Origin of the sequence: uncultured Succinivibrio sp. (assembly GCF_902756765.1) — a bacterium.
Classification (GTDB): Bacteria; Pseudomonadota; Gammaproteobacteria; order Enterobacterales; family Succinivibrionaceae; genus Succinivibrio.
The window spans coordinates 1-24,153 of record NZ_CACVSS010000011.1 but is presented as its reverse complement, the minus strand read 5'-3'; the positions used below and the strand labels follow the sequence as shown (position 1 = coordinate 24,153).

At 40.1% G+C, this 24,153-nt stretch carries 11 protein-coding genes; 9 read left to right on the top strand and 2 right to left on the bottom strand.

Features of this window, described 5'->3' with window-relative positions; translation table 11 throughout:
* The first annotated feature begins 41 nt into the window (after positions 1-41).
* The 4 genes from QZU45_RS02955 to guaA all read left to right on the top strand — a co-directional run bounded on the left by QZU45_RS02955 (position 42) and on the right by guaA (position 14,786).
* The gene (locus QZU45_RS02955) at positions 42-6,359 is read left to right on the top strand and encodes an AarF/UbiB family protein (RefSeq protein ID WP_295351388.1); all 6,318 of its coding nucleotides are present in this window, start codon (positions 42-44) and stop codon (positions 6,357-6,359) included.
* 491 nt (positions 6,360-6,850) lie between these two features.
* The gene (locus QZU45_RS02950) at positions 6,851-11,296 is read left to right on the top strand and encodes an AarF/UbiB family protein (RefSeq protein WP_295351385.1); all 4,446 of its coding nucleotides are present in this window, start codon (positions 6,851-6,853) and stop codon (positions 11,294-11,296) included.
* Between the two features lie 338 nt (positions 11,297-11,634).
* Positions 11,635-13,101, top strand: a complete 1,467-nt coding sequence (gene guaB, locus QZU45_RS02945; RefSeq protein WP_295351382.1) for an IMP dehydrogenase — start codon at positions 11,635-11,637, stop codon at positions 13,099-13,101.
* Positions 13,102-13,217: 116 nt separating this feature from the next.
* On the top strand, positions 13,218-14,786 hold the full coding sequence (gene guaA / locus QZU45_RS02940; protein ID WP_295351379.1) for a glutamine-hydrolyzing GMP synthase: 1,569 nt from the start codon (positions 13,218-13,220) through the stop codon (positions 14,784-14,786).
* A gap of 222 nt (positions 14,787-15,008) precedes the next feature.
* On the opposite strand, the gene QZU45_RS02935 is transcribed toward guaA, so the two are convergent.
* Positions 15,009-15,461 carry a hypothetical protein gene (locus QZU45_RS02935; protein ID WP_295351376.1) on the bottom strand — a complete coding sequence of 151 codons (453 nt, stop codon included), beginning with the start codon at positions 15,459-15,461 and terminating at the stop codon, positions 15,009-15,011.
* Positions 15,454-16,482: a hypothetical protein gene (locus tag QZU45_RS02930; RefSeq protein ID WP_295351374.1), complete on the bottom strand. Its 1,029-nt coding sequence runs from the start codon at positions 16,480-16,482 to the stop codon at positions 15,454-15,456. The genes QZU45_RS02935 and QZU45_RS02930 overlap by 8 nt, the downstream gene beginning before the upstream one ends.
* 260 nt (positions 16,483-16,742) lie before the next feature.
* On the opposite strand from QZU45_RS02930, the gene QZU45_RS02925 reads away from it, so the two are divergent.
* From QZU45_RS02925 to QZU45_RS02905, 5 genes are all read left to right on the top strand, one after another.
* Entirely contained in the window at positions 16,743-17,864 is a 1,122-nt protein-coding gene (locus tag QZU45_RS02925; protein WP_295351371.1) for an efflux RND transporter periplasmic adaptor subunit, read from the top strand.
* A 3-nt stretch (positions 17,865-17,867) separates the two neighbouring features.
* The gene (locus QZU45_RS02920; protein ID WP_295351369.1) at positions 17,868-21,008 is read left to right on the top strand and encodes an efflux RND transporter permease subunit; all 3,141 of its coding nucleotides are present in this window, start codon (positions 17,868-17,870) and stop codon (positions 21,006-21,008) included.
* 35 nt (positions 21,009-21,043) lie between these two features.
* Positions 21,044-21,565 (top strand): nitroreductase family protein, encoded by a 522-nt coding sequence (locus QZU45_RS02915; RefSeq protein ID WP_295351366.1) that lies wholly within the window; start codon positions 21,044-21,046, stop codon positions 21,563-21,565.
* Positions 21,566-21,784: 219 nt separating this feature from the next.
* The gene (locus tag QZU45_RS02910) at positions 21,785-22,351 is read left to right on the top strand and encodes a flavodoxin (RefSeq protein ID WP_295351363.1); all 567 of its coding nucleotides are present in this window, start codon (positions 21,785-21,787) and stop codon (positions 22,349-22,351) included.
* A gap of 231 nt (positions 22,352-22,582) precedes the next feature.
* Entirely contained in the window at positions 22,583-23,893 is a 1,311-nt protein-coding gene (locus QZU45_RS02905) for a histidine-type phosphatase (protein WP_295351360.1), read from the top strand.
* Positions 23,894-24,153: the final 260 nt, after the last annotated feature.

The window sequence follows — 24,153 nt, the reverse complement described above, 5'->3', positions numbered from 1 at the left end:
TTGAGCATAGTTAATGGTTTGTATGTGGATTGAGGTGCAATATGTCTGAGCTAAACGTAAATAATATCAATAATGGTCAGAATAATTATGTAAATAACGATCAGAATAATCCTGATGACGAGAAAGTCAGTATACTTGCTGAGATAAACGGACTTAATACAGCTCATGAAGATCTGGATGTACTGGATGATAATGGTCCTGATGAGATAATCAATGATTTTGAAGTCATTGATGAGATTACTGATGTTCCAGAGCTGTCCGATGCTCTTGTAAGCAAGAACAAAGCACTGAAAATCTTCAAGTCTCCTCTTGAAACTCACGACAGCTTTGAGAGAACCTTAAAACGTAAGCATAAATTCAATTTCTTTGAAAAAGTTCTCTGTGTGGTAACCTTCGGTCTGGCATCAAAACTTATCAATCATCTTAATAAGAGCAATGACCACAGGGAGGCTATGGAGCTTAAGAACAACACCTTAGCCATTAACCAGACCCTGGCTCATATGTCAAAGGGGAATGAAAAAGAGCGTGTAGGCATTGACCTTTATGATGGCGGCAAAGCGATTCACTGTATCTTAGAACGTGATGAAAAAGCTCAGCTTTTTATCAAGCTCCCTGGCGTAGCACATAAAATCAAACTGCCTTACGATCTTGATCATATGAAGACTCTTATTGCCACCGATATCTGCTCTCACATTGATATTTTTGGCCTGGATTCTGCTCTTATTGGTCTGGATTCTCAGGATAAGGATATTAACCGCAGAGGCATGCTGACCAACATTCTCTCCCATATGACCGGAGGAGAGAAGAAATATCATGAGTTAAGTGTTATGGACTTTAATTCATTAGAGTCCATTGTTTCTCAAATTCGAGATAATTCAGATAATCTTCGACAAAGTGGTCAGAGTGATGAACAGATTCAGCAGAGTAACAAGACGTACCTTGATAATCAGCTGCAGCTGATTGAACAGAGGCATCTGCTTCTCAATTCTAAGATTAACAGTTCCGTAGGAAATAAATCTTCAGTTTATGAAAATTCGATTAAGGAGATTCAGCTCAGGCTTCATGAAAGTGAACTTGAGAAACTGAATCTTGAGCGTAAGCCTTTAAGGGTGCATTCTGATTTCCTGACAAAGACAATATCTGAACAGGAAAATTCCATCAAAGATCTGGAAGCAAAGAAAGATTTAAACGCTGAAGATCTGATGAACTTAAAGAATTTAAAGGTCTGGTTAAATGAAAACAAGGAAAAACTGGATTCTGTTTCAAAGCAGCTTCTGGATCTTGATATACAAATCAGGGATAAGCAGGTAGCTCTGGATGAAGAAAAGGAGGAATTTGCTAAGCCAAAAGAGCCTGAGCAGGTTGCTGAGGAGGGGGACAATGTTCCACAGAATCAGGACGAAATTGTAAAGCACAGTCCAAAAATCAACAGCTTATATGTAGATTCCATTATTGATAAGCTTGAAGCTGAGAAGAAGAAATCTCCTCAGGGGATTGATGATAAACTCAATACCTCTGTTATTCAGAAGGGAACAGATAACAAGTACACTCAGAAGATAGCTGATCTGCAGCAGAAGATTAGTCTGGTAAAAGAAGCCAATAAGGATGTTATCGAGAAGTATGATAATGATCTGAAGACTCTCAAGGGTAAATCTGAAAATGAGCTTAAAAACTTTTATGCTGCCGATGCTCTTGGCTCAAAGATTATAAATCTTAACAATGAGTTTACCAAGAACAGAGCTCTTAAGACCAGTTATGACGAGAAAGTAGCCAGCCTAAAGAGTGAAATCGACAAGCTCAAGCAGAGTCAGGACCCTGTCGCTCAGGAAAATCTTAAAACTCTCACTACAGAGCTTAATACTCTGACCAGTAATCCTTCTTATCTGACAGACGCTCAGATAATGAAGAACTTCGTGCTTGAAAACAAAGAGCTGTTCGCTTCATTGAATGCGGAGATAGCAAAGCTTAAGAAGGAGAATAACTCTTATGATGACATGCAGGCTTTCATGAATACTGCAATCGGTAAGCTCCTGAATAAGGAGATTGCTGACGTCGTTTATCAAATCTGTAGAGAGATAGGCTTTGACAAGCAGACATCTGACTCCGTTTATAGAGCGGTTACGGCCCATGAAGCGCAGTCGAATATTATCGACGGTTTTAACTTCTTCTTAAAAAAGCTGGGCAAGAGTATCTCTGAAAAACAGGATGTGCTGGGTGTTTCTTTTGCTCGTATAGCCGGAGATATCTCCAATCTGAGTGTTGTTAAGGCTCAGAATCTGGTTACCGAGCTTTCTATTGCTCTGGATGGAAAAAAGCTGAACTACCAGAGCTTCCAGGAACTTAAAAAGAAATACATTACCATCATGTATAACTTTGAGTCTGGGGCTAAGAAAAACTCAATAAACAAGCAGGTTCCTAATTACCTTCTAAATCTTTTAAAGGGTCTGACCAAAGCAAATAACAGTGACGAATTTGATAGGGTGCTTGACAGCTACGGAAAAGCACAGAATATGATGGTTACTGTTAAACAGATTCAGGATGATGTTAAAGTAGGACTTAATGCAAATGATGCACTGAAGATGATCTTTGCAGATGATAATGATCCTAATTCCATCGATGAGAACAAACCCGTTTTCAATTTATTCACTGATCTGGTTAAGAATCCGGACAAGAATGCAATCTATGCTGCTATAAATGCATTAAAACCTTATATGACAGAAGAATCCTTCTCTGTCTTAGAGGGAGTCGCTGGTATTTTCGTAAGCTTTGTCCTGTCTCCTCATGTGAAGGCGGAGCTGGCCAAAGACCCTAATACCGATCTGGGAGCTCTTTTCAAAAAGATGATGGGGGATGCCCTTAAGGGTAACTTTGTGTCGATAATTACCTTAATGGAAAAAAAGATTGAAAGTACCCCTATAACCGAGACAGAGGAACTTAAAAACCAGCTTTACGAGTATAGGTCGGATAACTGGAATTCAAGTAAAGACAGACTTTGTGTCAAGGTTAATGCTCTATTCAGCAGAATTGAGAATATCAATATTGCTAAAGGCTTTGAAAGACTCGAGCAGCTCAGTTCTTCAGGTAAGCTGACAGCGGAAGCTTTGAAAGCCGAATTAGCGAATAATCCATCTATTCTCATTGCGGTTGCTACAAAATCTCTGCCTGATAATCTAACTCCTCAGCAGAGGTATCTGGTAGCTCATCTGAATCTGGCCTTTAGCCCATTGATATCGGTTCTGACGAAATCATTTACCGATGGTAAGCCTACCTCAAGACTTGAGGATGATGATTTTAGAGAGCTGGTTTCAAAGCTCATACTAAGCCATAGTTATGATCCTATTACTCTGGGCGAGAATAAATATAACCCTATCACCGACGATATCAGAGGTGTTTATTCTACTGCCATAACTACTGCTGTTTCAATTATTCCTAAGGTTGTTACTTCTCTGGATACAGGCAGAGTGAAAATAGGTTCAGCAACTCTCTCTGATGAGGGTGCAGCTGATTATCATATGGCTTTGGGCGACCTGAACCGTATTATTGAAGAAGTTAACAATGATGAGAATTTATACTCAGGTCGAGTTAACAATATTAATCTGGGATTCGAGGCTAATCAGAAGCAGCTGTTACAGGAGCAGCGAGCCTTCTGGGTTCATAATTTCCTGGCGGATCTGATTTTGGAAGAGGATGGAAATCAGATAGATAAGGAAATTGATAAACTCAACAGCGGTGAGGGGAAAGTTGTCGAGCCAGGTGCAAAACTGCAGCGTCTAATGATGAAGCATGCCAAGGCACTGGCCTATATGATTAAAGACCCTCAGGCCTTAAATACTCTGCCATCGATGATTAAAACAAAGGTTGCCGATCTTATCGGACAGATAAAGGAATCCGGTATGGATTTTCTTGGTGGCGAAGGCGATACATTTACTGATGTGCAGCTTGAAAACAGTGCTGCCCTGATTCGCAACTTCCTTGATTTTGATGTTAAAAAGGGAGTCAGTGAACTTACAGACGCACAGCTTGAAGTTAAACTAAGTCTAATCAAGGCTGAAAAGGATCTGGACGAGTCAGTTGATTCAATTCTGGATGAGGTTTCTAATATGATTGTAGAGCCTGAACTGGAAGAGGGAGCTGCTGATAATGAAGCCAATGTTCAAGCTCAGCAGCCGGTGCAGAACAATGTTGAGGCTGTAGGTGATGAGGAGCCTGATGAAGATCTTGATGACGAAAACGCTCCTAAGGTTGTACGCAAAAATGTCGATCCTCTAGATCCTAATTCAACACTTCAGGATCTTGAAGCAGCTTCTGGCAATACAGAGAACGTCATGACACAGTTTGTTACCAATGTCCGTAAGACTTATTTCACTAAGCTTTCAAAACTGGACAAGCTTTCAATGGTGGCAGCTGCTATCAGATACTCAAGAGCTGAAATTGACGGTAAACTTTCTACAGACAAGATGATTGGTGCCGCTTTCAAGGGCGCAGGTCCTATTATGCAGAAACTGCTGCAGAAGACTCCTCAGAACGAAATCAGCGAAACTCTAAAGCAGTCTTTCTCTGACATGAAGAGTAATCTTGCTCCTATTCCTGAGAATGTGGTTCAGGCTCACCTTCTGGAGGTTATTAATAATTCAGATGGCAAGATCAAGAAAATTGATATTCAGCGCTCTTTAGGTGCTGCTTCTGTCGGCGAGGCTTTCTTATGTAAGGTTTATACCGCAGACAAACCTGAAGGTGTTGACTGTGTTATCAAGATCCTAAGACCTGATGTAATGAACAAGGCGCTGCGTGAGATGGAAATCTTTAGGGAAGCTGCCAAAAAGATTCCTGGTATGGATGTTACCTTTGAAGGTTCCCTAAAGACAATTATGGAGGAGCTTGATCTTACTATTGAGGCTCAGAATGTGGTTTCAGGTCAGATTTACAGTAATTTTGACAGTAAGGTGCAGAGCATGAAGCTCTTTGATCTGGTTCCTCCTTCAACCGATGTGCTGATTATTGAAAAGGCTCCGGGCGTAACTGTTAATAATGTTGTCACCTCTATGGAGGATAACCTTTTATATAATATTCTCAAACCGGTGAATACGATGGGACACGAGATTCCAGGCATTGACCCTGTACCATCCTATACCTCTGTTAACGAGTTTATTAACGGATATACTTCAATCTCTATTCCGGAAGAGACTTCGCAGGATATTCAGAAAAAACTTCTTGATGAATATGAAGCTCTGATTGAGCAGAGAAACAATCTGGTTAAATTCTCAAAAGAATGGGTTACTCAGGGTATCTTTGACACCGGTTTCTATCACGGAGACCTTCATGCCGGCAATATCATGACCTCAAAGGATAAGCTTACCGTTATTGACTTTGGTAACTGTGTTAAGCTGACAGCTCTTCAGCAGGAGAACATCATCAGAATGATGGCTGCTTCTTTAGACAAGAACGGTCCTGTATTTATGCAGGGACTTAAGTCTCTGCTCTCTGAAAAGAGTCTGGAGAGACTTGCAAATGTGAAGGAGGGCCAAGATAAGACTGTAGAACAGTATCTTACTGAGGTGATATCAGCAATTCTTAAGAAAGGCTCGGAAGAGGATACCGGTCTGAAGATTAAGCTGGTTATGGAGGCTATTTTAAAGGAAGGTATAGAGATTCCTGCTCCTATCTATAATTTTGAGGTATGTCAGCTCTCTATTCAGAATACCATTGAGGAGATGAACCAGCAGATTTCTACCATAAATGATATGTTCCTCGCCTTTGGTCAGGGCGTAAATGCAGATCATCATTTTAATCTCTGTCCAAGTATGGGCTTTGCTCAGAAAGCATCAGAGACATTCAAGGATGTTACTAATTTCAAGGAAGCTAGCAAGGCTCTTTTAAAACTCTATAACGAAGAGCTTGATAAGCTTCAGAATGATCCTGATGATGAGTTAAAGAAAAAGATTAAGCACATTGCTAAGCAGGCAACATCGTCTAATATAGATGAAGAACTCAATGAGCATGCAAAGGCTGCCTTTACTTTCAATGATGATGATCATTTCCGTGAGCTGTATTCTAACTGGCAGACACTTCGTATGGCCAACGCTAAGAAGGGAGATGAAAACGAAGAGCCAACTGTTCAGGAGATTAAGGCTGAGGATGATGCCTTTGAAGCATTCTTCGCCTATTACAAGGAAAAGCAGACCGTTATGATGCAGAAGGAATATGAACATCTCAAACGCTTCCTAGAACTTAGAAATAAGCCGGATGAGAGCTTCCTGACTGGTATGGCCGAGGTACTGCAGACCTATAAATGGGATGCAATGGGAACACTGGGAACCCTTAATAGTATCAAGTTTGCTGTAAAAAGTCTGTTTGCTTAGAAATCTTCAGAGGCGATACTGAGAGTATTGCACAGTCTCTCAGTTGGTCCTCTGAAATGCTAGGTCTACGCTCTGAGGAACAGGAGATAGCAATCTCCGGATGTTCTGATTATTGAAAAGGCTCCTGGTGTGACGGTAAACAGTGTTATCAATTCTCTTGAAAATAAGGTGTTAGATGACATTCTTTAGCCTATAACTCATCCTGTGTCCAGAATTCCTGGTCTGGAATTTGACTCAGAGTATGCGACTATTGATGACTTTGAAGCTTTCTTTTTTTGAAAACTTCAAACATAAAGGCTGTAATATAACACCTTGTATATTTTGGAAAAGAGCTAGTTTCTTCAAACCTTATATCTATATTCTGTGAACTCTTAAATAAATAATCAGTCTCATGTCACAATTACAAAAACTTTAAATAATGTAGTGCTAAAGAATGTTTATACTAAAAAGAAGAGTTTCTAATATTTTAAATAGCTAATAAGGTTGTGATTATGGTAGACGCAGTAAATGACTTACACTTGAGATCACAGTTTGCAGTAGATCTTTTAACCAAGAATGACGCAATTGCCTCAAAGAATATTACCGAGAAAAAGAGCTTTTCAATTTTTGACTGGGTAAAGAGCATCTTTTCCTTTGGTGCTGCTAAGTCAAGTATTGAAAGAACCAAAAGTGAGACGGCAAAGACACTTGTTTCAGATACCAATGAGCTATACAAGAACCTTCGTGATTTGGCCAACAATCCAACAAAGACTAGCTCAACTTTTGAGCTGTCAAAAGATTCAGAAAAACTTAATATCGAAATCAAGCGTCCGGATGCACAGTCTGGAAAAATAAGCGTAACCATCACCGGACGAGATGGTCGTCAGGAGCTTGAAGTTCCATTTAAACTTCAGGAACTAATTCGTCGTTTTGAAAATGATATTGTAAGTAATCCTGAGCTGTACGGAAGAGAGAATGCTCAGGATGTTATGAAAAACTCCATCTCTAGAAATCTGGATGAAAATGGAAATGCCAAGCTGGATTCTGCAGAGCTAGGAGGACAGGCACGAGAGCTTTGTATAAATGCAATCTGTGCTGCTACCGGTGCTGACCCTACCTCCTTTAACGATGTGCCTTTAGATCTGATGTACCGTATGGGCATGACTGCCGTTGACGGACGTTACAAGGACGATAAAGAGGCTTTTGACTATTACTTTGCCTTCTCAAAGGAAATGGGCCTGTACAATCAGACCAACAGCCCTGAAGTCAATGAAATGATCACCCATTTCGAGAATCTTCAGAAAAGCGGCAAACCAGAAGATATCAAGGTAAAGATTTCCTATACAGCTCCTGCTGAGCTTGAAGAGCCAAAGAAGGAGTCCGAGAAAGGGCCTCTGAAAACCACAGAGAAGGAAGTCAGAAATCTTGTTGCTGATCTTATCTCCGACAGTGAGAGCTGGAAGTCAGACGTGAAATCTGCGAAGGCTAATGCTACTCACATGAGAATGGTCTTTGCAAAGCATCTTAATACCATTGCGGATCTTTTAATCAAACCTGAGCTGGTGCTTAATGTTGAGCCATTAATTGTAGAACCTTTAAACAAATTCCTAGATAGTATCAAAGAGTTCAAAACTGAAGACACCGGAGAAAAACTCAAGCAGTTAATGCATGATCCGAATACTCTGGATCTGCCTGAGTTCAAAGATCTTGACCCAGATGTCAAGGCTCAACTTAAAAAGACAATCGACGGCATTCCAAAGGATCCTAACAGTACCTTTTTCCTGTTCAACAAGCTGGCTTTTTTAGGAAAACTGACCCTAATGACAGCATTTGTGCCAGACGATGCGCTTACCAAAGTATATGGTCAGATGGAAGAAGTTCTGGGCAAGGGTACGGAAATGTTCCAGGACACCATGAATGTCTATCTGATGAAGATCTGCGATGAGATTGATAAGACTCTTGGGGTTGTCAAAGGAAAAGAACGTTTTGTCGATATGGATCCTGAAAATACTGATGACTGCTTGAAGGTACAGGAGATGCTCCTTGAGCATGTAAACTTCATGAAGAATCCTCAGATTGAGATGCTGTGCAAGGCTGACAGTGCTCTTGCTGATGAAATAAAGCAATTCAAGGAATCCTCTGCAGAAAAGAGAGAGGAGCTGGCACCTGATCTGGTTCATAAGCTTCTTACTCATCCAAAGCTCAGTGTTCTCAACGGCTATAAGACCGATACGGTTGAACTTATGAAGCTCGAAGAAAACGCTATTAATGACACCAAGGATACCTCTGTTCTTTATTTAACTTTAAAGAATCATCTTGACGGTACCGCCTATAACAAGGATATCGCTAAGTTCCTGTCTCTGTGTGATCCTGTAAAGCTCGATGAAACCAAGAAGTTCTTTGCAGATCCTGAGACCGGAAAAAACAGCATTGATGATCTTGTAAAGCAGCTGAGCACTGAGCTTAAGAATGCATTGCAGATAAATGCTACCCTTGAAAACAAAAAGCTTGTCGACTGCTCTGATGAGGAGCTAACCAAGCTTATCAAATACAGAGATGTAACCGAAAATGCGGCTCTCAATAAGCTGATTAAGGAAAAGAAGGGCTTAAATGACAAGCTGGCTATGTTAAACATGTCAGAGGAAAACAGTCGTCTTTTAGCTATAGGTCAGCCAAAGAAATTCAATGCCGAGGATGTCAAGATCGAGACCTTTATAAGTGATATTAGGGAAGCTATGGATCGTGCTCCTTATATTGCAAATTCAGAGCCTAGCCGCTTTGTAAAAGTCGTGAATACCGAAAAACCGGTCTCTGAGATGACTGCCGAGGAAAAGAAGAACAAGCTGTCTGATATGGCTGCGGACAGTTTCTCTATGAACAGCGGTTACGGACGTTTTATAAGAAATACTCTGGCTCGATACTTTGTGAGTGTGGATACGAAGGACAGAAATCATATGATTGCCTCCCTTGTCCGTTACTCTAAAGGTTCAGATTCCTACGGTGCCAAGCTTGGTGCTCTGATTAAGGGTGTTGGTCCAATTATGCAGAAGGTTCTGCAGGCAATTCCTGTTCCTGAGCCATCAAGTGATACCGATCCTCAGAGCAAGCAGATCCTTGCAGATCTGAAGAAGGCTCTGGCAGATACCAAGTGTAATCTGGCTCCTATTCCTGATAAGGTTGTTCTGGCTCAGCTTCAGGAGATGGTCGAGAAGTCAAATGGCGCGGTTAAATCTATTGAGGTTGTTAAATCTCTGGGTTCAGCCTCTGTAGGTCAGGCTTTCTTAGTTAAGGTTTACTCTGATCAGAGTCCATTTGTAGAGGACTGTGTGGTGAAGATGATTAAACCTGACATCAAGAATCGTGCAGAACGTGAAAAGGATATTTTCTTAGGTGTTGCACGTGAGTATAAGGATGGTATGGAGCAGACTTTCAAGGGACAGCTGGACAGTATCTTAGCCGAGATGGACTTAAGAGAGGAGTCAGAGAATACCAAGAAAGCAAACTGCTATAACAATACCCCATATTCAAAGGTAAAGAGTGCAACCCTTAACGGTAAGGTTCATTCAACAAATTCTGTGATGATGCAGAATCTTGCAAAGGGACAGACTGTGTCCAACTATCTGAACGGCATTACCAAGAAGCTTGACGCAATCACTGAACCTAATATCGTTATGCAGGAGGTTGAAAAGACAGATCCTGTAACAGGTAAGACTTTTAAAGTTAAAGAACCTGTCATGAAGACGATATATAACTCTTCCGAGGCTATTAACGAACCTGCCTTCAAGCATGTAGACACTTTGCAGGATTACATCAGCAAGCGTAATGAGCTTAACGCTATCTACAAAGAACTAGTTGAATGTCAGAAATCTCTGACTGATATGACCCGTGTGTGGGTAACTCAGGCTCTGTATGATGGAGGCTTCTATCATGGAGATCTGCATTCAGGAAATATCATGTATGACAGCTCCACTCGTGAGATGACCATGATTGACTTTGGTAATACCACACAGATGACCTCAGATGAGCAGAAGAATATCTTCAAAACCATGGCAGCACTGATGTTCAAGAAACCAGAGCGTTTCTATTCTTCCTTTGAAGCTCTTTTAACGCCGGAAGGAAAGGCAAAGTTCAATGAGAACAGAGCTGCTATTGAGGATGTTGTTAAGGAGGTTATAGCCTTAGGTACCATGGATGATGTGGGTGCAATGCTAGGCGTATGTATCAACAAAATCTCCAATATGGGTATTGAGATTCCTCCTGCTTTATTCAAGTTCTCTCAGTGTCAGCTGAGACTGAATAACTCCATAGAGCAGGTAAATGATATGATTAAAAAGGTAGCTGCCACCATGTCCAGAATGGCTGGAAATCCAGTGGGTGGAACCAAGCAGTATTATCCACTAGATTTTGCAGGCCGCTGCCTGTATTACACCAGAAAAAACATCGGAAAGCAGTCTCTTGTTGATGCAGATACGATTCAGACTGAGCTTGATCAGATAAATATGCTGCGTAATGAGCTTGATAATGACGGCAACTTCAGTAGTGTGCCTGGATATATGTCTGATGAGCCAAACTATCATTTCTATCCAGAGGTACAACGCATTATGGCCGAGCACCTCGATAATGTTAAAAAAGGCAAACCTGACACTGATGAATACAACGTCTGTATTGCCCCTTACTTTAATCGTTTAAGACGTGAAATCGAAATGTATGAGTTTGACCCATCATTTGTTAATGTTCAGGCTGTTGCAGATAAACTCGATGAAATCCTGAGAGCTGATCTTTATGCCTATGAACAGAACTTTAAGGATACGATTATCAAGAGTAGTACAGAAATGCCTTCCTTTATGAAGGTTATGAATGAGGTAGGAAAGAGTAAGCCTATATCGACTGCTACCAAGGTTGGTATCTCAGCTACTTTTGATGCTATCTTAACTATGATTAGTGCAAATAATACCTAATCCTGATATACAAGGATCGTATTTTCTAACAATCATATTTTGTTCTTGATTAAGCCTGAGCAGACTTCGGTGTGTTCAGGCTATTTTGTTTCTGCAAAAAAAAGTTTGTGTCCTGAGCGCGTGAAAAATCTCCTTTACAGCATTAGTCTGTCTTAATTCCTCCTGTGATTAAGCTCTATAATCTGAAATTTCAGTTAGAGAGTCGCAACCACAATTGTGTTGCACTATTTTGGAAGAAAAAATGCTCTGTAAATCAAATATATAAAAAATATAGATATAACTGATACTAATAAGTTATTTTAGAGTATAATCACACAAATTTTTTTTAGGAGGATTTTATGTTACGCATTATGGAAGAGGCTCTAACATACGATGACGTTCTGTTAGTCCCAGCACACTCAACTGTTTTACCAAATACTGCTGATCTTCGTACCAGACTGACCTCCAATATTCAGCTGAATATTCCAATGATCTCTGCAGCAATGGATACTGTTACAGAATCCAATCTGGCAATTGCTTTAGCTCAGGAAGGCGGCATTGGCTTTATTCACAAAAACATGTCAATTGAGCGCCAGGCTCAGGAAATCGCCAGAGTAAAACGTTATGAAAACGGTATGGTAACCAAACCTGTTACCGTTCACCCTGAGGCAACCATTCGTGAGGTTCTGCAGCTGGCTGCAAAATGCGGTTTCAATGGATTCCCCGTAGTTGATGAGAAAGAGAATCTTCTAGGTATCATCACTGGCCGTGATACCAGATTCCTAACCAAGCTTGATGTTAAGGTTCACGAGGTAATGACTCCAAAGGACAGACTGGTTACAGTTCGTGAAAATGAGTCTCGTGAGAATGTTCAGGCTTTAATGCAGAAACATAGAATTGAAAAAGTTTTAGTTGTTGATTCTACATTCAAGTTAAAAGGTCTAATTACTGTTAAGGATTTCCAGAAATCCTCAAACAAACCAAATGCATGTAAGGATGCAATGGGCAGACTTCGTGTTGGTGGTGCTATTGGTGCCGGCGCAGGTAATGAGGAAAGAGCAAAGGCCCTTGTTGAAGCAGGTGTAGACGTTCTTTTAGTTGACTCTTCACACGGTCACTCACAGGGCGTTCTGGACAGATTAAAGTGGCTTCGCAAGGAATACCCTGAACTGCCAATCATCGGTGGTAACGTTGCAACAGCAGCTGGTGCTCTGGCATTAGCTGAGGCTGGTGTTAATGCTGTTAAGGTAGGTATCGGTCCTGGTTCTATCTGTACCACCCGTATTGTTACCGGTTGCGGTGTTCCTCAGATGACTGCAGTATCAAATGCTGTTGATGCTCTAAAGGGCTCAGATGTAACTGTTATCGCTGACGGTGGTATCCGTTATTCTGGTGATATTGCCAAGGCTCTGGCTGCAGGTGCCAACTGTGTAATGGTTGGTTCAATGTTTGCTGGTACTGAGGAAGCTCCTGGTGAGATTGAAATCTATCAGGGCCGTTCATTCAAGTCATATCGTGGCATGGGTTCTCTTGCTGCAATGTCAAAAGGTTCTGCAGACCGTTATTTCCAGTCTGACAATGCTGCTGACAAGCTTGTTCCTGAAGGTATCGAAGGTCGTGTAGCCTATAAGGGTATGCTAAAGGGCATTATTCATCAGCAGATGGGAGGTCTGCGTTCTGCAATGGGGCTGACCGGCTGTGCAACAATTGACGAGCTGCGTACTAAGGCTCAGTTTGTTCGCATCACCTCAGCAGGCTTCAGCGAGTCACATGTTCACGACGTTTCAATCACCAAGGAAGCTCCTAATTATCAGAGCCACGTATAAGAAACGTTAAAAAACAGAGCACCTGATGTATAATACTAAGGTGCTTTTTCATTTATGGTCCTGTAATATCTTTGATTTATTCAGCTTACAGGATAATCTCAACAAGAGTAGTAAATATGTCTTCACAGAACATACATTCTGAAAAAATCCTCATCCTAGATTTCGGTTCCCAGGTAACTCAGCTGATTGCCCGTCGTATCCGTGAAATCGGTGTATACTGCGAAATCTATCCATTTGATGCTGATTTAAGCTTAATTAAAGATTTCAATGCTCAGGGTATTATTCTTTCTGGAAGCCCTGAGTCTACTACTGAGGACAACTCTCCTCGTGCTCCTTCTTGGGTATTTGAGGCTGGTGTTCCTGTTTTAGGTATCTGTTACGGTCTTCAGACTATGACTGTCCAGTTAGGAGGTACCGTTCAGGGCTCAAGCAAGAGAGAATATGGCCATGCTACTGTTGAAGTAAAGGCAGCTTGTCCTCTTTTTGATGGTCTGACTGACCATGTCGGTGAGAAAAAGCTTGATGTGTGGATGTCACACGGTGACAAGGTAACCTCAATTCCTGAGGGCTTCGTAACCGTAGGCAGCACTGACACCTGCCCATATGCCGCTGTATATAATGCAGAGAAGCAGTTCTACGGTGTACAGTTCCACCCAGAGGTAACACACTCTGTTCAGGGCGCTGAGATGTTAAAGCGCTTTGCTTTAAATGTATGCGGTCTGCATGGGCTGTGGTCTCCTAGCGCAATTATCGATGACGCTGTTGCCAGAATCCGTGAGCAGGTTGGTGACAAGAAGGTTTTATTAGGTCTTTCAGGCGGTGTTGATTCATCTGTTACCGCCTTGCTGCTGCAGAAAGCAATCGGTAAACAGCTGACCTGTGTATTCGTTGATAACGGTCTTCTAAGACTGAACGAAGGTCAGCAGGTTAAGCAGATGTTTGAGCCTATGGATCTTAACTTTGTATATGCCGATGCATCAGACAGATTCCTTGAAGCTTTAAAGGGGATTTCTGATCCTGAGTTAAAGCGTAAGGCAATCGGCAAGACTTTTATTGATGTGTTTGCTGATGAGGCAAGAAAACTTGATGATGTTGAGTTCCTTGCTCAGGGTACTATTTACCCAGATGTTATTGAATCTGCTGCTGCAAAATCAGGAAAGGCTCATGTTATAAAGTCTCACCACAACGTTGGCGGTCTTCCAGATGATCTTAAGTTCAAGCTGGTTGAGCCATTACGTGAGCTTTTCAAGGATGAAGTAAGACGTATCGGTATTGCGTTAGGCCTTCCTGAGAGCATGGTAATGCGTCATCCTTTCCCAGGTCCTGGCTTAGGTGTTAGAGTTCTAGGTGAGGTTAAGAAAGAGTATCTTGATCTTCTAAGACGTGCTGATGCAATCTTTATGGAAGAACTAAACAAGACCGGCTGGTATCAGAAGGTAAGCCAAGCATTCACTGTATTCCTTCCAGTAAGAGCCGTTGGTGTTATGGGCGATCACCGTAGCTATGACTTCGTAGTATCTTTAAGAGCTGTAAAGACCATCGATTTTATGACTGCAAAGTGGGCAGAACTTCCATATGATCTGTTGGGCCATATCTCTAACAGAATCATCAATGAGATTAACGGTATTTCCCGTGTAGTCTATGATATTTCTGGAAAACCACCAGCAACTATTGAATGGGAATAGTAGATAGTCTCACAGCTATCTGAAGAAAGGAGTCTTGTTTGAGAAAATGAGACTCTTTTTTTTGAGTTATCTTTGCCGCCGGAAGACCCCTTGTAGCCATGGGGAGCAGGTCAACTTGAGTATATAAGCCAATATAAGAACATTTCTTTTGAAGAGAAAAGATGACACCCCCTCCGACACCCAACTAATGTTGGATGCAATTATTAGAGGCTTTTTGTAGTTCTAGACAGACAATGCTGTAACCATCATGTCTTTAACTGATTGAGTTGAAGTTTCCTTTTTATCATTTGTATCAAAGGAATTTCCTTTAACTCTTTCTTTGAGCTCCCTTAATTTGCTTACAAAATAAGACAAATTCTTCTCAAAGAGTTCATATTCACACTCATAGGTTACGACCATATTCAGACAAAGATCTTCAGTCGCAGGACTAATGCTTGTAAATACATCCCCTAAATGATTTTCCTGCAGCATTCCGTACAGTACCTTACTGTCGCAGTTTTCTGCAGAAATGATTGGAGCGTAGATGTATAAGACATTATCTCTGATTTCAAAATTGACAGGATCTCTATCAAAGATGAGACAGCAGGTGTTCTGCGGACTCATAATGATAGAGACCTTCAGTCTGGAACCTAATGTATCAATCAGTGATACAAAATTATTTTCCTTATTAAACATAATTCTTATTGAGTTCTATCTTAACCTCTCCGGTGTCGATTCCAATCGCAATCTGATCCAAAGTGATACCAGTATTATTAACAGCCATCATTCCCTCTGGAAGCTGGATCCAGCCCATGATTGCACTTGGACGGATTTTTGTAATGTTTACTTCTCCACCTGTTTCATCAATATTCTTCAGCTTGTTCTTCAGAAGAATATCCTTCATTGAATAGGAATGCTCACCTTCATCAAGTTTGTTTGTGTCTATAATATAAATTCGTCCTTTAGGATCTGTCAGATAATTCATGCAGCAGTGAATATTATCTGCAGATGAAACTCCACATCGACCGGTGGCACCTTTTGTCAATCCTAATCCCATTGCCTCTGTCTTTTTATCAGGAGCACTCAGATCTTCACGAGATAAGAAACCTCCTGCCTGCTTGATTTCGTCAGGAGAACGATTATCAGCTCTGAAAACCAGCCCCTTAAACTCATAGACATCGCGTTTGATATTTTCATTGTCCATTGCTTCAGATGTCTTAACTGCAGAACCTCTTGAAACATCATTTTTAAGCTGAAGTCTTACAAAGTCGGTAAGATCTGTCTCATTCCTGATTACAGGCATCTTACCTATAGAAATCTGTTCTCTTTCTTTTACAGCCATATGCAACAGCTGTAGTATTTTCTCATATTCTTTCTGATTTAACTTACGCTGTTCTCTCAAATCGTCAGAATCTTTTTTTGCTCTCTCAATATTTGCTTTAATTTCTTCGAGTTCGACACCTGCTTTTAGTACTTCAAAAGCACTGTTAGCGATACTAGCAGCAAAAGGGCTCAGTTCTGTAGCTACAATCTTGTCAATCTGCTTTCTAAGTTCAACAGGAGATTCTGGTAGCTCAGGCTTTTCAACTGGAGGAGGATTGTTTAACTTTGCGTTCTCCAGATTCTCAGGAACTTTGTTATCCTGAACTTTGATTTCATTATCCTGAGGAATAATTGGGCCGATGTTAATATTATTGATATCCAGTTTATCTGACATTTTAATTCTCCCCAAATCTAAACCGTATCATCACATACCTGAATTGTGAATTTTATTTGAATTATTTATCTGTTTTTTTTTATTCAAGATGAATAATTGTAACTACATTTAAATTTTAATTTATTATTGGAGAGTTTTGTAGTTAAATTAGCTGTTTTGTGACAATGAGCATTAATTTTTATAAAAAATAACAAATCTAGAACTAAGTTTCTTCTATTTTCGATATTCTAACAATGTGAATAATGTTTTGAGATGCCATTGTGAAAAGATATATAGTGTGTGCTTTGTTTTTTGCTTCTGTATTCAGCTTTGGCTGCAGAGATTATCAGAATAATAAAAACAGTGGCACAAATGAAATTGAGGTTAAGGTTGTAAGCCTCGAAAAAAAAGATGTGTCTCTCGTTGCCCATCTGAACGGTAGCGTGAGAGCTTATGAAAGTGCTGATATCAGACCACAGATCAGCGGAATTATTCGAGATCAGCTTTTCTCCGGAGGGGAGACTGTAAAAAAAGGGCAGCCCCTATATCAGATTGATGACCGTCCTTTTAAAAATCGATATAACTACACTGAGGCAGAATACCAGAAATACTGTGCCAAGTTCAATCTGGTTAAAATTAAGCTGGATAGATACCGAAATCTTCAGAAAACCAACTCGGTAAGTAATCAGGAGTTGGAAAATGTAAAATCAGAATACGCTGAAGCTCTTGCTCAGCAGAAAATTTCTCTTGCAAATTTTGAAGATGCAAAGCTTAATCTTGAATATACAAGAGTCCTCTCTCCTATAGATGGTATCGTAGGCAAATCAAATGTTACCAAGGGGGCCCTGGTAACTCAGAACCAGAATGAGCTTCTAACTTCTGTAGTAGATATTTCAAAGGTATATGTAGATCTTCAGCAGAGTGCAGATGCCTTTAGAAAATGGCAGCTTAAATTAAAAAATGGCGAACTTCACATGCCCCATGATGGTTTTAAAGTGAAGGTTTCTCTTTCAGATGATAATCGATACGTAAAAGAAGGCACTTTTAAGTTCCATGAGGTTGTTGTCAATGAAGATTCTGGAAACCTGACTCTTCGTGCAATCTTTGATAATGAGGATCATATTCTTCTGCCGGGTATGACCGTAAGTGCAATTATTGACTATGGTGTTGCAAGATCTGCATTGAGCATTCCGGAAAGTGCCATTATCAGAGAACCAAAGGGCACAACCTTTGTCTTTGTAGTAAAGGATGATACAGCTATAAGACAGCAGGTTGATTTAACCCAGTCTGTAAACGGCTATTACCTTGTAAAGTCAGGGCTCGCAGAGGGGGATAAGGTAGTTGTCAGCGGAAAGAAACTGCTAAAAAATGGAATCAAGGTAAAGGTTGCATCTGGAGAGTAGAGGATGTTAAGTCGTTTTTTTATCTACCGCCCTGTTCTTGCAACCGTTGTTGCCTTTATTACTATTCTGATGGGCTTTCTGTGTGTTCCTAATCTTGAGATCGCCCGTTTTCCTAATATTGCACCTCCCTCAGTAAGATTAACCTTAAGATATAACGGTGCCTCTGCCATTACCATTGAAAACTCAGTTGTTCAGGTGGTGGAACAGCAGATGTCAGGTCTGGATGGACTTCTTTATTTTTCATCCCGCTCAACCTCCGAGGGTGATGCCAACATCAGTTTCAGCTTTGATCCATCAATTGATCCGGATGTTGCACAGATGCAGATTCAGAACCGACTGCAGAATATCATGAGCCGACTTCCTCAGGCTGTTCAGGATAATGGAGTCTCGGTTAGAAAGGTTTCTGAGGATACACTGCAGCGAATAGCTTTTTACTGTGTTGACGGTTCTATGTCTCAGGAAGACATCTCGGATTTTGTGGTTTCGGTGCTGCAGGATCAGTTAAGCCGAATTAACGGAGTGGGCAGTGTTTCGGTATTTGGTTCGGCTTTTGCTGTCAGAATCTGGCTTAATCTGGATAAGATGGCATCGTACAAGCTAAATCCTCAGGATGTGGTTAATGCCTTAAGTTCTCAGAACCGACAGATTTCATCCGGACAGCTTGGTGCTTTGCCTAACGATTATGACGAACCTATAAATATCACCATCAAATCCCGAGAGATGCTCAGTTCTATTGAGGATTTTGAAAAGGTTGTCCTAAAATCCTATGAGAACGGTGCAACTGTATTTTTAAAGGATGTGGCAAGAATTGAGTTTGGCAGAGAGAGTTATACATTCTCCGGTAACTATAACGGCTATCCGGTAACTGCAGTTTCAATTGATCTTACTGATGGGGCTAATGCTGTTGAAACTGCGCAGAGAATTGAAGATTTTCTGGAAAGTGTCAGACATAATCTGCCTGAAGGTCTTAAATATGCCATCCCTTATGACACGGTTCCTTTTGTAACAGCATCTTTGCATGAAGTATTAAAAACTCTGGCTGAAGCGCTGTTTCTGGTGGCTCTCGTAATTCTGATTTTCTTAAGAGATATAAGAGCGACCCTGATAGTCTGTCTGACCATTCCAATTGTTATCAGTGCTACTTTCAGTGTGCTTTATCTTTTAGGTTATTCCATCAATACTCTTACCTTGTTTGGTATTGTACTTTCAATTGGTCTGCTGGTGGACGACGCAATTGTGGTGGTAGAGAACATCAACCGTCTTATGGTAGAGCAGGGGCTTTCCCCAAAAGATGCTGCCTTAAAATCCATGTCAGAAATATCTTCAGCTTTATTTGGTGTTGGTCTTGTTATCGCCGCGGTATTTATTCCAATGGGCTTTTTCTCCGGGGCTACAGGAAAAATCTATAGACAGTTTTCTGTAAGCATTGTCAGTGCCATGCTTTTTTCAATTGCGGTGGCACTGATTATTACTCCATCGTGGTGTGCTAAATATCTAAAAAAACCGGTTCCTCGACTTTCACATACCTCATTACCTTATAAGAAATTTGATTTAGGCGTAAGACTCTTAGAGTTAGGTAGAGAAAAGTTCCTGATTTATGTTGCTTATCTTTTGAAGCATCTTAAGGTCTGTTTTCTGGTTTCTGTATTTTTTGCTGTACTGAGTATTGGTCTTGTAAAAGTTATTCCTTCCTCATTCCTTCCAACCGAGGATCAGGGAATTCTTTTTGCAAATATTACTATGCCGGCAGGAGCTTCTCAGAAACAGACAAAAGCTGTTGCCAATGAGGTTCAGAGCTATTTTGAGGAGAATGAAAAGGATAATATTGACGGTATTATGGCTTCGCTTGGCTTCAGCGGAGGCGGATCTAGAGGTCAGTCTGTAGCTTCTGTTTTCGTAAAGCTTAAAAACTGGGATGACCGACCAGGTGCCGACAATACAGCCATGGCCATCAAGGACAGGGCATATGCTCATTTTAAAAATCATGATGCAGCAAGAATCAATGTGGTTCTGCCAAGTGGAGTCCGTGGCATGGGGCCTTCTGCAGGATTCAGTATTCAGGTGCAGAATATCATGGGTGTTGATCGAGACACTTTTGTAAAAGATATAAATGAAATTGTTGCCACAGCTAATCAGAGTGGAGTAATTACCAATGTTCGTTCTGATTCAATGCCGGATTCTCCTCAGCTTATCATGTCCTTTAATGACAGTATGGCTATATCTCATCACTTGTCTCCAGAGGTTATAAATAACAATATTTCTGTTGCCTGGGCTGGCAAGTATGTCAACGATTTTCTAGATAGAGGCCGTATCAAGAGAGTTTATGTGCAGGCTGATGCAAAGTATCGAACCTCTCTCTCTGATTTATTCAAGATGAATCTTGTTAACTCTCAGGATCAGCTTGTTCCTCTCAATAGTGTGGCAAAAGCAAGATTTGATTACGGCCCCGTACAGAGTCAGCGCTTTAATGGAATCTCTTCTATTCCAATTTCTGGTGATCCAGTTAGCGGGATTAGTTCTGGTCAGGCAATGGATATGATTGCCAAAATTGTTTCTGAGCATCCTAATAATTACTCTTATGCCTGGCAGGGGCAGTCTTTTCAGGAGAAACTTTTAGGAGCTCAGTCTTCAAAGCTGTTCTTTCTTTCTGCTCTGATTGTGTTTCTGATTCTTGCTGCCTTGTATGAAAGCTGGACTATTCCTGTATCAGTGATTTTTATTATTCCTTTCGGTATTCTAGGTGCTTTGGTCTTTGTATTTATGAGATCTCTTGTAAATGACGTCTATCTGCAGATAGGTCTGTTAACGTCGGGGGCTTTGGCCTGTAAGAATGCAATTCTTTTAATTGAATATGCTCATAAATTCAATTTAAGAGGTCTGTCTCTTATGAAGAGTGCGCAAAAAGCCGCATTTATTCGTTTCAGACCTATTGTTATGACATCTGTAGCTTTTCTTTTAGGTGTATTTCCTCTGATGTTTGCAACAGGTGCTGGTGCTGCCAGTCAGATTTCGATTGGAACCGCAATTGTTGGAGGCACATTTTTCGCAACCTTCATAGGAGTGTCCTTTATACCAGGATTTTTCGTGATGGTGACTTATGTTTTCTTATTTAGAAAAAAGAATTTGCGAAAAAAAAGCTCATAATATGATCAGAGGGGATTAGTCTGGGAGTGATTTGTATGGATGCTATAGAGTGTATTCTGTCCAGAAAAAGTGTAAGAGAATTCTCTAACAAGGAGATTTCAGAGCAGGATCTTAAAACTGTTTTGACTGCGGGTATGAGTGGGCCAAGTGCTCTAAATATGAGACCATTTGAATTTATTGTAACCAGAAATAAAGAGCAGTTGGAGAAGATTTACACTGAAAACGGAATTTACTATGCTCCAATTCAACAGGCTAATGTTGGAATTATTGTCTGTGGTGATAGTGATAAAGCTTATCTGGCTAAAGACGGTTACTGGCTTATTGACAGTTCAATTGCTGCTCAGAATATAATTTTGGCAGCTAATGCTTTGGGAATCGGAAGTGTTTGGCTAGGGGCGTATCCAGAGAAACAAAAGTGTTTATCTCTTCAGAAAATATTATCACTGTCCAGTCATGTTATACCTGTAGCAGTTATTGCTTTAGGTTATCCGCTTGATGATAAAAGGGAAATTCGAGACCTTTATGAAGAAGAAAAGATTCATAGGGATACATGGTAAAAAAATTTTAATTGTATAAGAGAATAAACGATCAATCTCTCATTTTTTTCTGCTATAATGTGCGCCATCGCTAAGCGATGAGGTATGTAATATACTTGAATTAATAGATAATCTATTGATATAAAATAAAAACTATTCTTTTGTTTTTGTGATCCAATATACAAAAGAGACCATACAGCTACTACATTTTTGTAGTAGCTGTAGATACGGCTGTTCACCATGTTTGAAGGCAAACTCATAAAACTACTTATAGCAATTCTTTTTGCTGTTATATCACTTTCAACGATAAGTGCTCATTCAGAGGCTACTAATGTAACCTCTGCCGTGGTTGTTTTTTCTCCAAATTCGCATACCAAGGAAGTTGGTAAAATGATTGCCAACTCCAAAGAGGCCCCTCTTTTTGAGATTGTACCTAAACAGCCTTATTCTGCCGATGACCTTAATTACAGACTGGAAAGCTGCAGGGCTATATTAGAGTCAACTGATCGTAATGCAAGACCTGAGATAGCTAATGATTTAAAAATTGTACAAAAGTACGATGTGATCTACCTGGGTGCTCCAGTATGGTTTAGAAAACCACCTAAGATAATTTTAACTTTCCTGGATAAATATAATTTGCAAGGAAAGAAAATCTATGTCTTTGTTACATCTGGTGGTTCTCCTGTCTACAATTACCTCGAGGAACTCCGATCTCATTATCCTTCGCTGAATTTTGTTGAAGGACGTCGCTTCCGTCCTGATGAGATTCAGTCAAATGTTGATGAATGGCTGGAAAAACTTAAATAAATTCTTCTTGTACAATTCTCTTATTTTTACGCGTTCAATATAATTTTATAAAAAAAGTGATAAAGATCTTCTTTAGGTGGATTGTATATTATATTTTTTTGCTCCCATCTAATTTTCTTCATTTTTAAACTGAAATTTCTGTGAAATTATTTAAAATTTTTCCTCGTCATGTATAAAGTCTTTTATACAATGAAAAAAAAAATAAATTAAAGACATAATGGAGTTTACACAATGAAGATTAAATCAATGGCTTTTGCCTTGTGCGCATCTATGCTTGCATTATCAAGTTCTGTATATGCATCTAGACCTGCTGATTTTGGCAATAAATACCAGCTTGAAGAGATGGTGGTTTTAAGTCGTCACAATATCCGTTCTCCTTTATCAGGTAACGGTTCTGCATTAGGCAATGTTACCCCTCATAAGTGGTTTAATTGGACATCTGGTCCTAGTGAGCTATCTCTTCGCGGCGGTCAGCTTGAAACTATGATGGGACAGTATTTCTGTAAGAGACTAGTAGCTGAAGGTCTGATGACAGAAAACTATATTCCTGCTGAAGGTGAAATGCGTTTCTACGCCAACTCAATGCAGAGAACTATTGCAACAGCTCAGTATTTCTCATCAGGTATGCTTCCTGTTGCTAATGTAACTATCGAACATAAGTTCGCTCCATCAAAGATGGATCCTGTATTTAATCCTCAGTTAACCTTTATTTCTAATGAATTCATGTATCAGGCAATGAAGGAAATTGGTCACATGGGCGGTGATGCCGGACTTCAGGGTATTGGTAAGAATATGTCTGCTCAGTACAGAACCATTGAAAAGGCTCTGGATCTGAAGGATTCTCCTGTTGCCAAGTCAGATGGTTTAACTAAGTTTAGAGACGATGATCTGCAGATTATTCTTGAGATTAACAAGGAACCTGCAATGAAGGGCTCTTTAAAGCTAGCAAATTCTGCATCTGATGCCTTTATTCTTCAGTACTATGAAGAAAAAGATCCTGTTAAGGCTGGCTTTGGTCATAAGTTAACTCAGAAAGAGTGGGAGCTTATCGCTTCTATCAAGGATATCTATGGAGATGTTCTTTTCACTGCACCTTCTGTTGCAGTAAATGTTGCTCATCCTCTGCTGAAGGTTATGAGTGAAGAGCTTGGTTTAAATACCCGTAAGTTCACTTTCCTTTGTGGTCATGATTCAAATATCGCCAGTGTTTTAGCAGCACTGGATGTTGAAGAGTATTCACTTCCAAACAGCATTGAGAAGAAAACTCCAATTGGCTCAAAGCTTGTTCTTGAGAAATTCAAGGCTAAAGATGGCAAGGAATATGTTGGTCTAAGCATTGTTTATCAGAGTACTTCTCAGTTACGTGAGCGTACCGCTTTAACTTTAGAAACTCCTCCTGAGTGTTTCCCAATCAAGTTAAAAGGCTTAAAGGCTAACAGCGAAGGTCTATATCTGTTAGAGGATGTTCAGAACAGATTTAAGAAAGCAATCGATGCTTACGATGATCTGCCAAAAGATCAGGAAGTAAAAAAAGCAGCTTAATAACTAATTAAATCTTCTCCTCATTATTTAGAGATTAGCGCAGAAAAGTTCTAATCTCTTTTTTTTATGTTGTTTTATTGTTTGTAAAATAAAATATACTATTTAATTTTTTAAAAACCGCATAAATAAGCGAAAGTTTTAAAATGTGACAAACTTCTAATAAAAAATGTTTGACACTAAATAAAAAAAGTCTATAATGCATTTCCGTTGTCACGAACGACAACGACAAATAAAACCAAGCGTTTTAAAAGTTCTTTAAA

What these genes read in the sequence shown, in the direction of transcription:
- QZU45_RS02950 (WP_295351385.1), top strand. Translation starts at nt 6,851, where the DNA reads ATGGTAGACGCAGTAAATGACTTACACTTGAGATCACAGTTTGCAGTA.
- QZU45_RS02915 (WP_295351366.1), top strand. Translation starts at nt 21,044, where the DNA reads ATGGATGCTATAGAGTGTATTCTGTCCAGAAAAAGTGTAAGAGAATTC.
- QZU45_RS02905 (WP_295351360.1), top strand. Translation starts at nt 22,583, where the DNA reads ATGAAGATTAAATCAATGGCTTTTGCCTTGTGCGCATCTATGCTTGCA.
- guaA (WP_295351379.1), top strand. Translation starts at nt 13,218, where the DNA reads ATGTCTTCACAGAACATACATTCTGAAAAAATCCTCATCCTAGATTTC.
- QZU45_RS02920 (WP_295351369.1), top strand. Translation starts at nt 17,868, where the DNA reads ATGTTAAGTCGTTTTTTTATCTACCGCCCTGTTCTTGCAACCGTTGTT.
- QZU45_RS02910 (WP_295351363.1), top strand. Translation starts at nt 21,785, where the DNA reads ATGTTTGAAGGCAAACTCATAAAACTACTTATAGCAATTCTTTTTGCT.
- guaB (WP_295351382.1), top strand. Translation starts at nt 11,635, where the DNA reads ATGTTACGCATTATGGAAGAGGCTCTAACATACGATGACGTTCTGTTA.
- QZU45_RS02935 (WP_295351376.1), bottom strand. Translation starts at nt 15,461, where the DNA reads ATGTTTAATAAGGAAAATAATTTTGTATCACTGATTGATACATTAGGT.
- QZU45_RS02930 (WP_295351374.1), bottom strand. Translation starts at nt 16,482, where the DNA reads ATGTCAGATAAACTGGATATCAATAATATTAACATCGGCCCAATTATT.
- QZU45_RS02955 (WP_295351388.1), top strand. Translation starts at nt 42, where the DNA reads ATGTCTGAGCTAAACGTAAATAATATCAATAATGGTCAGAATAATTAT.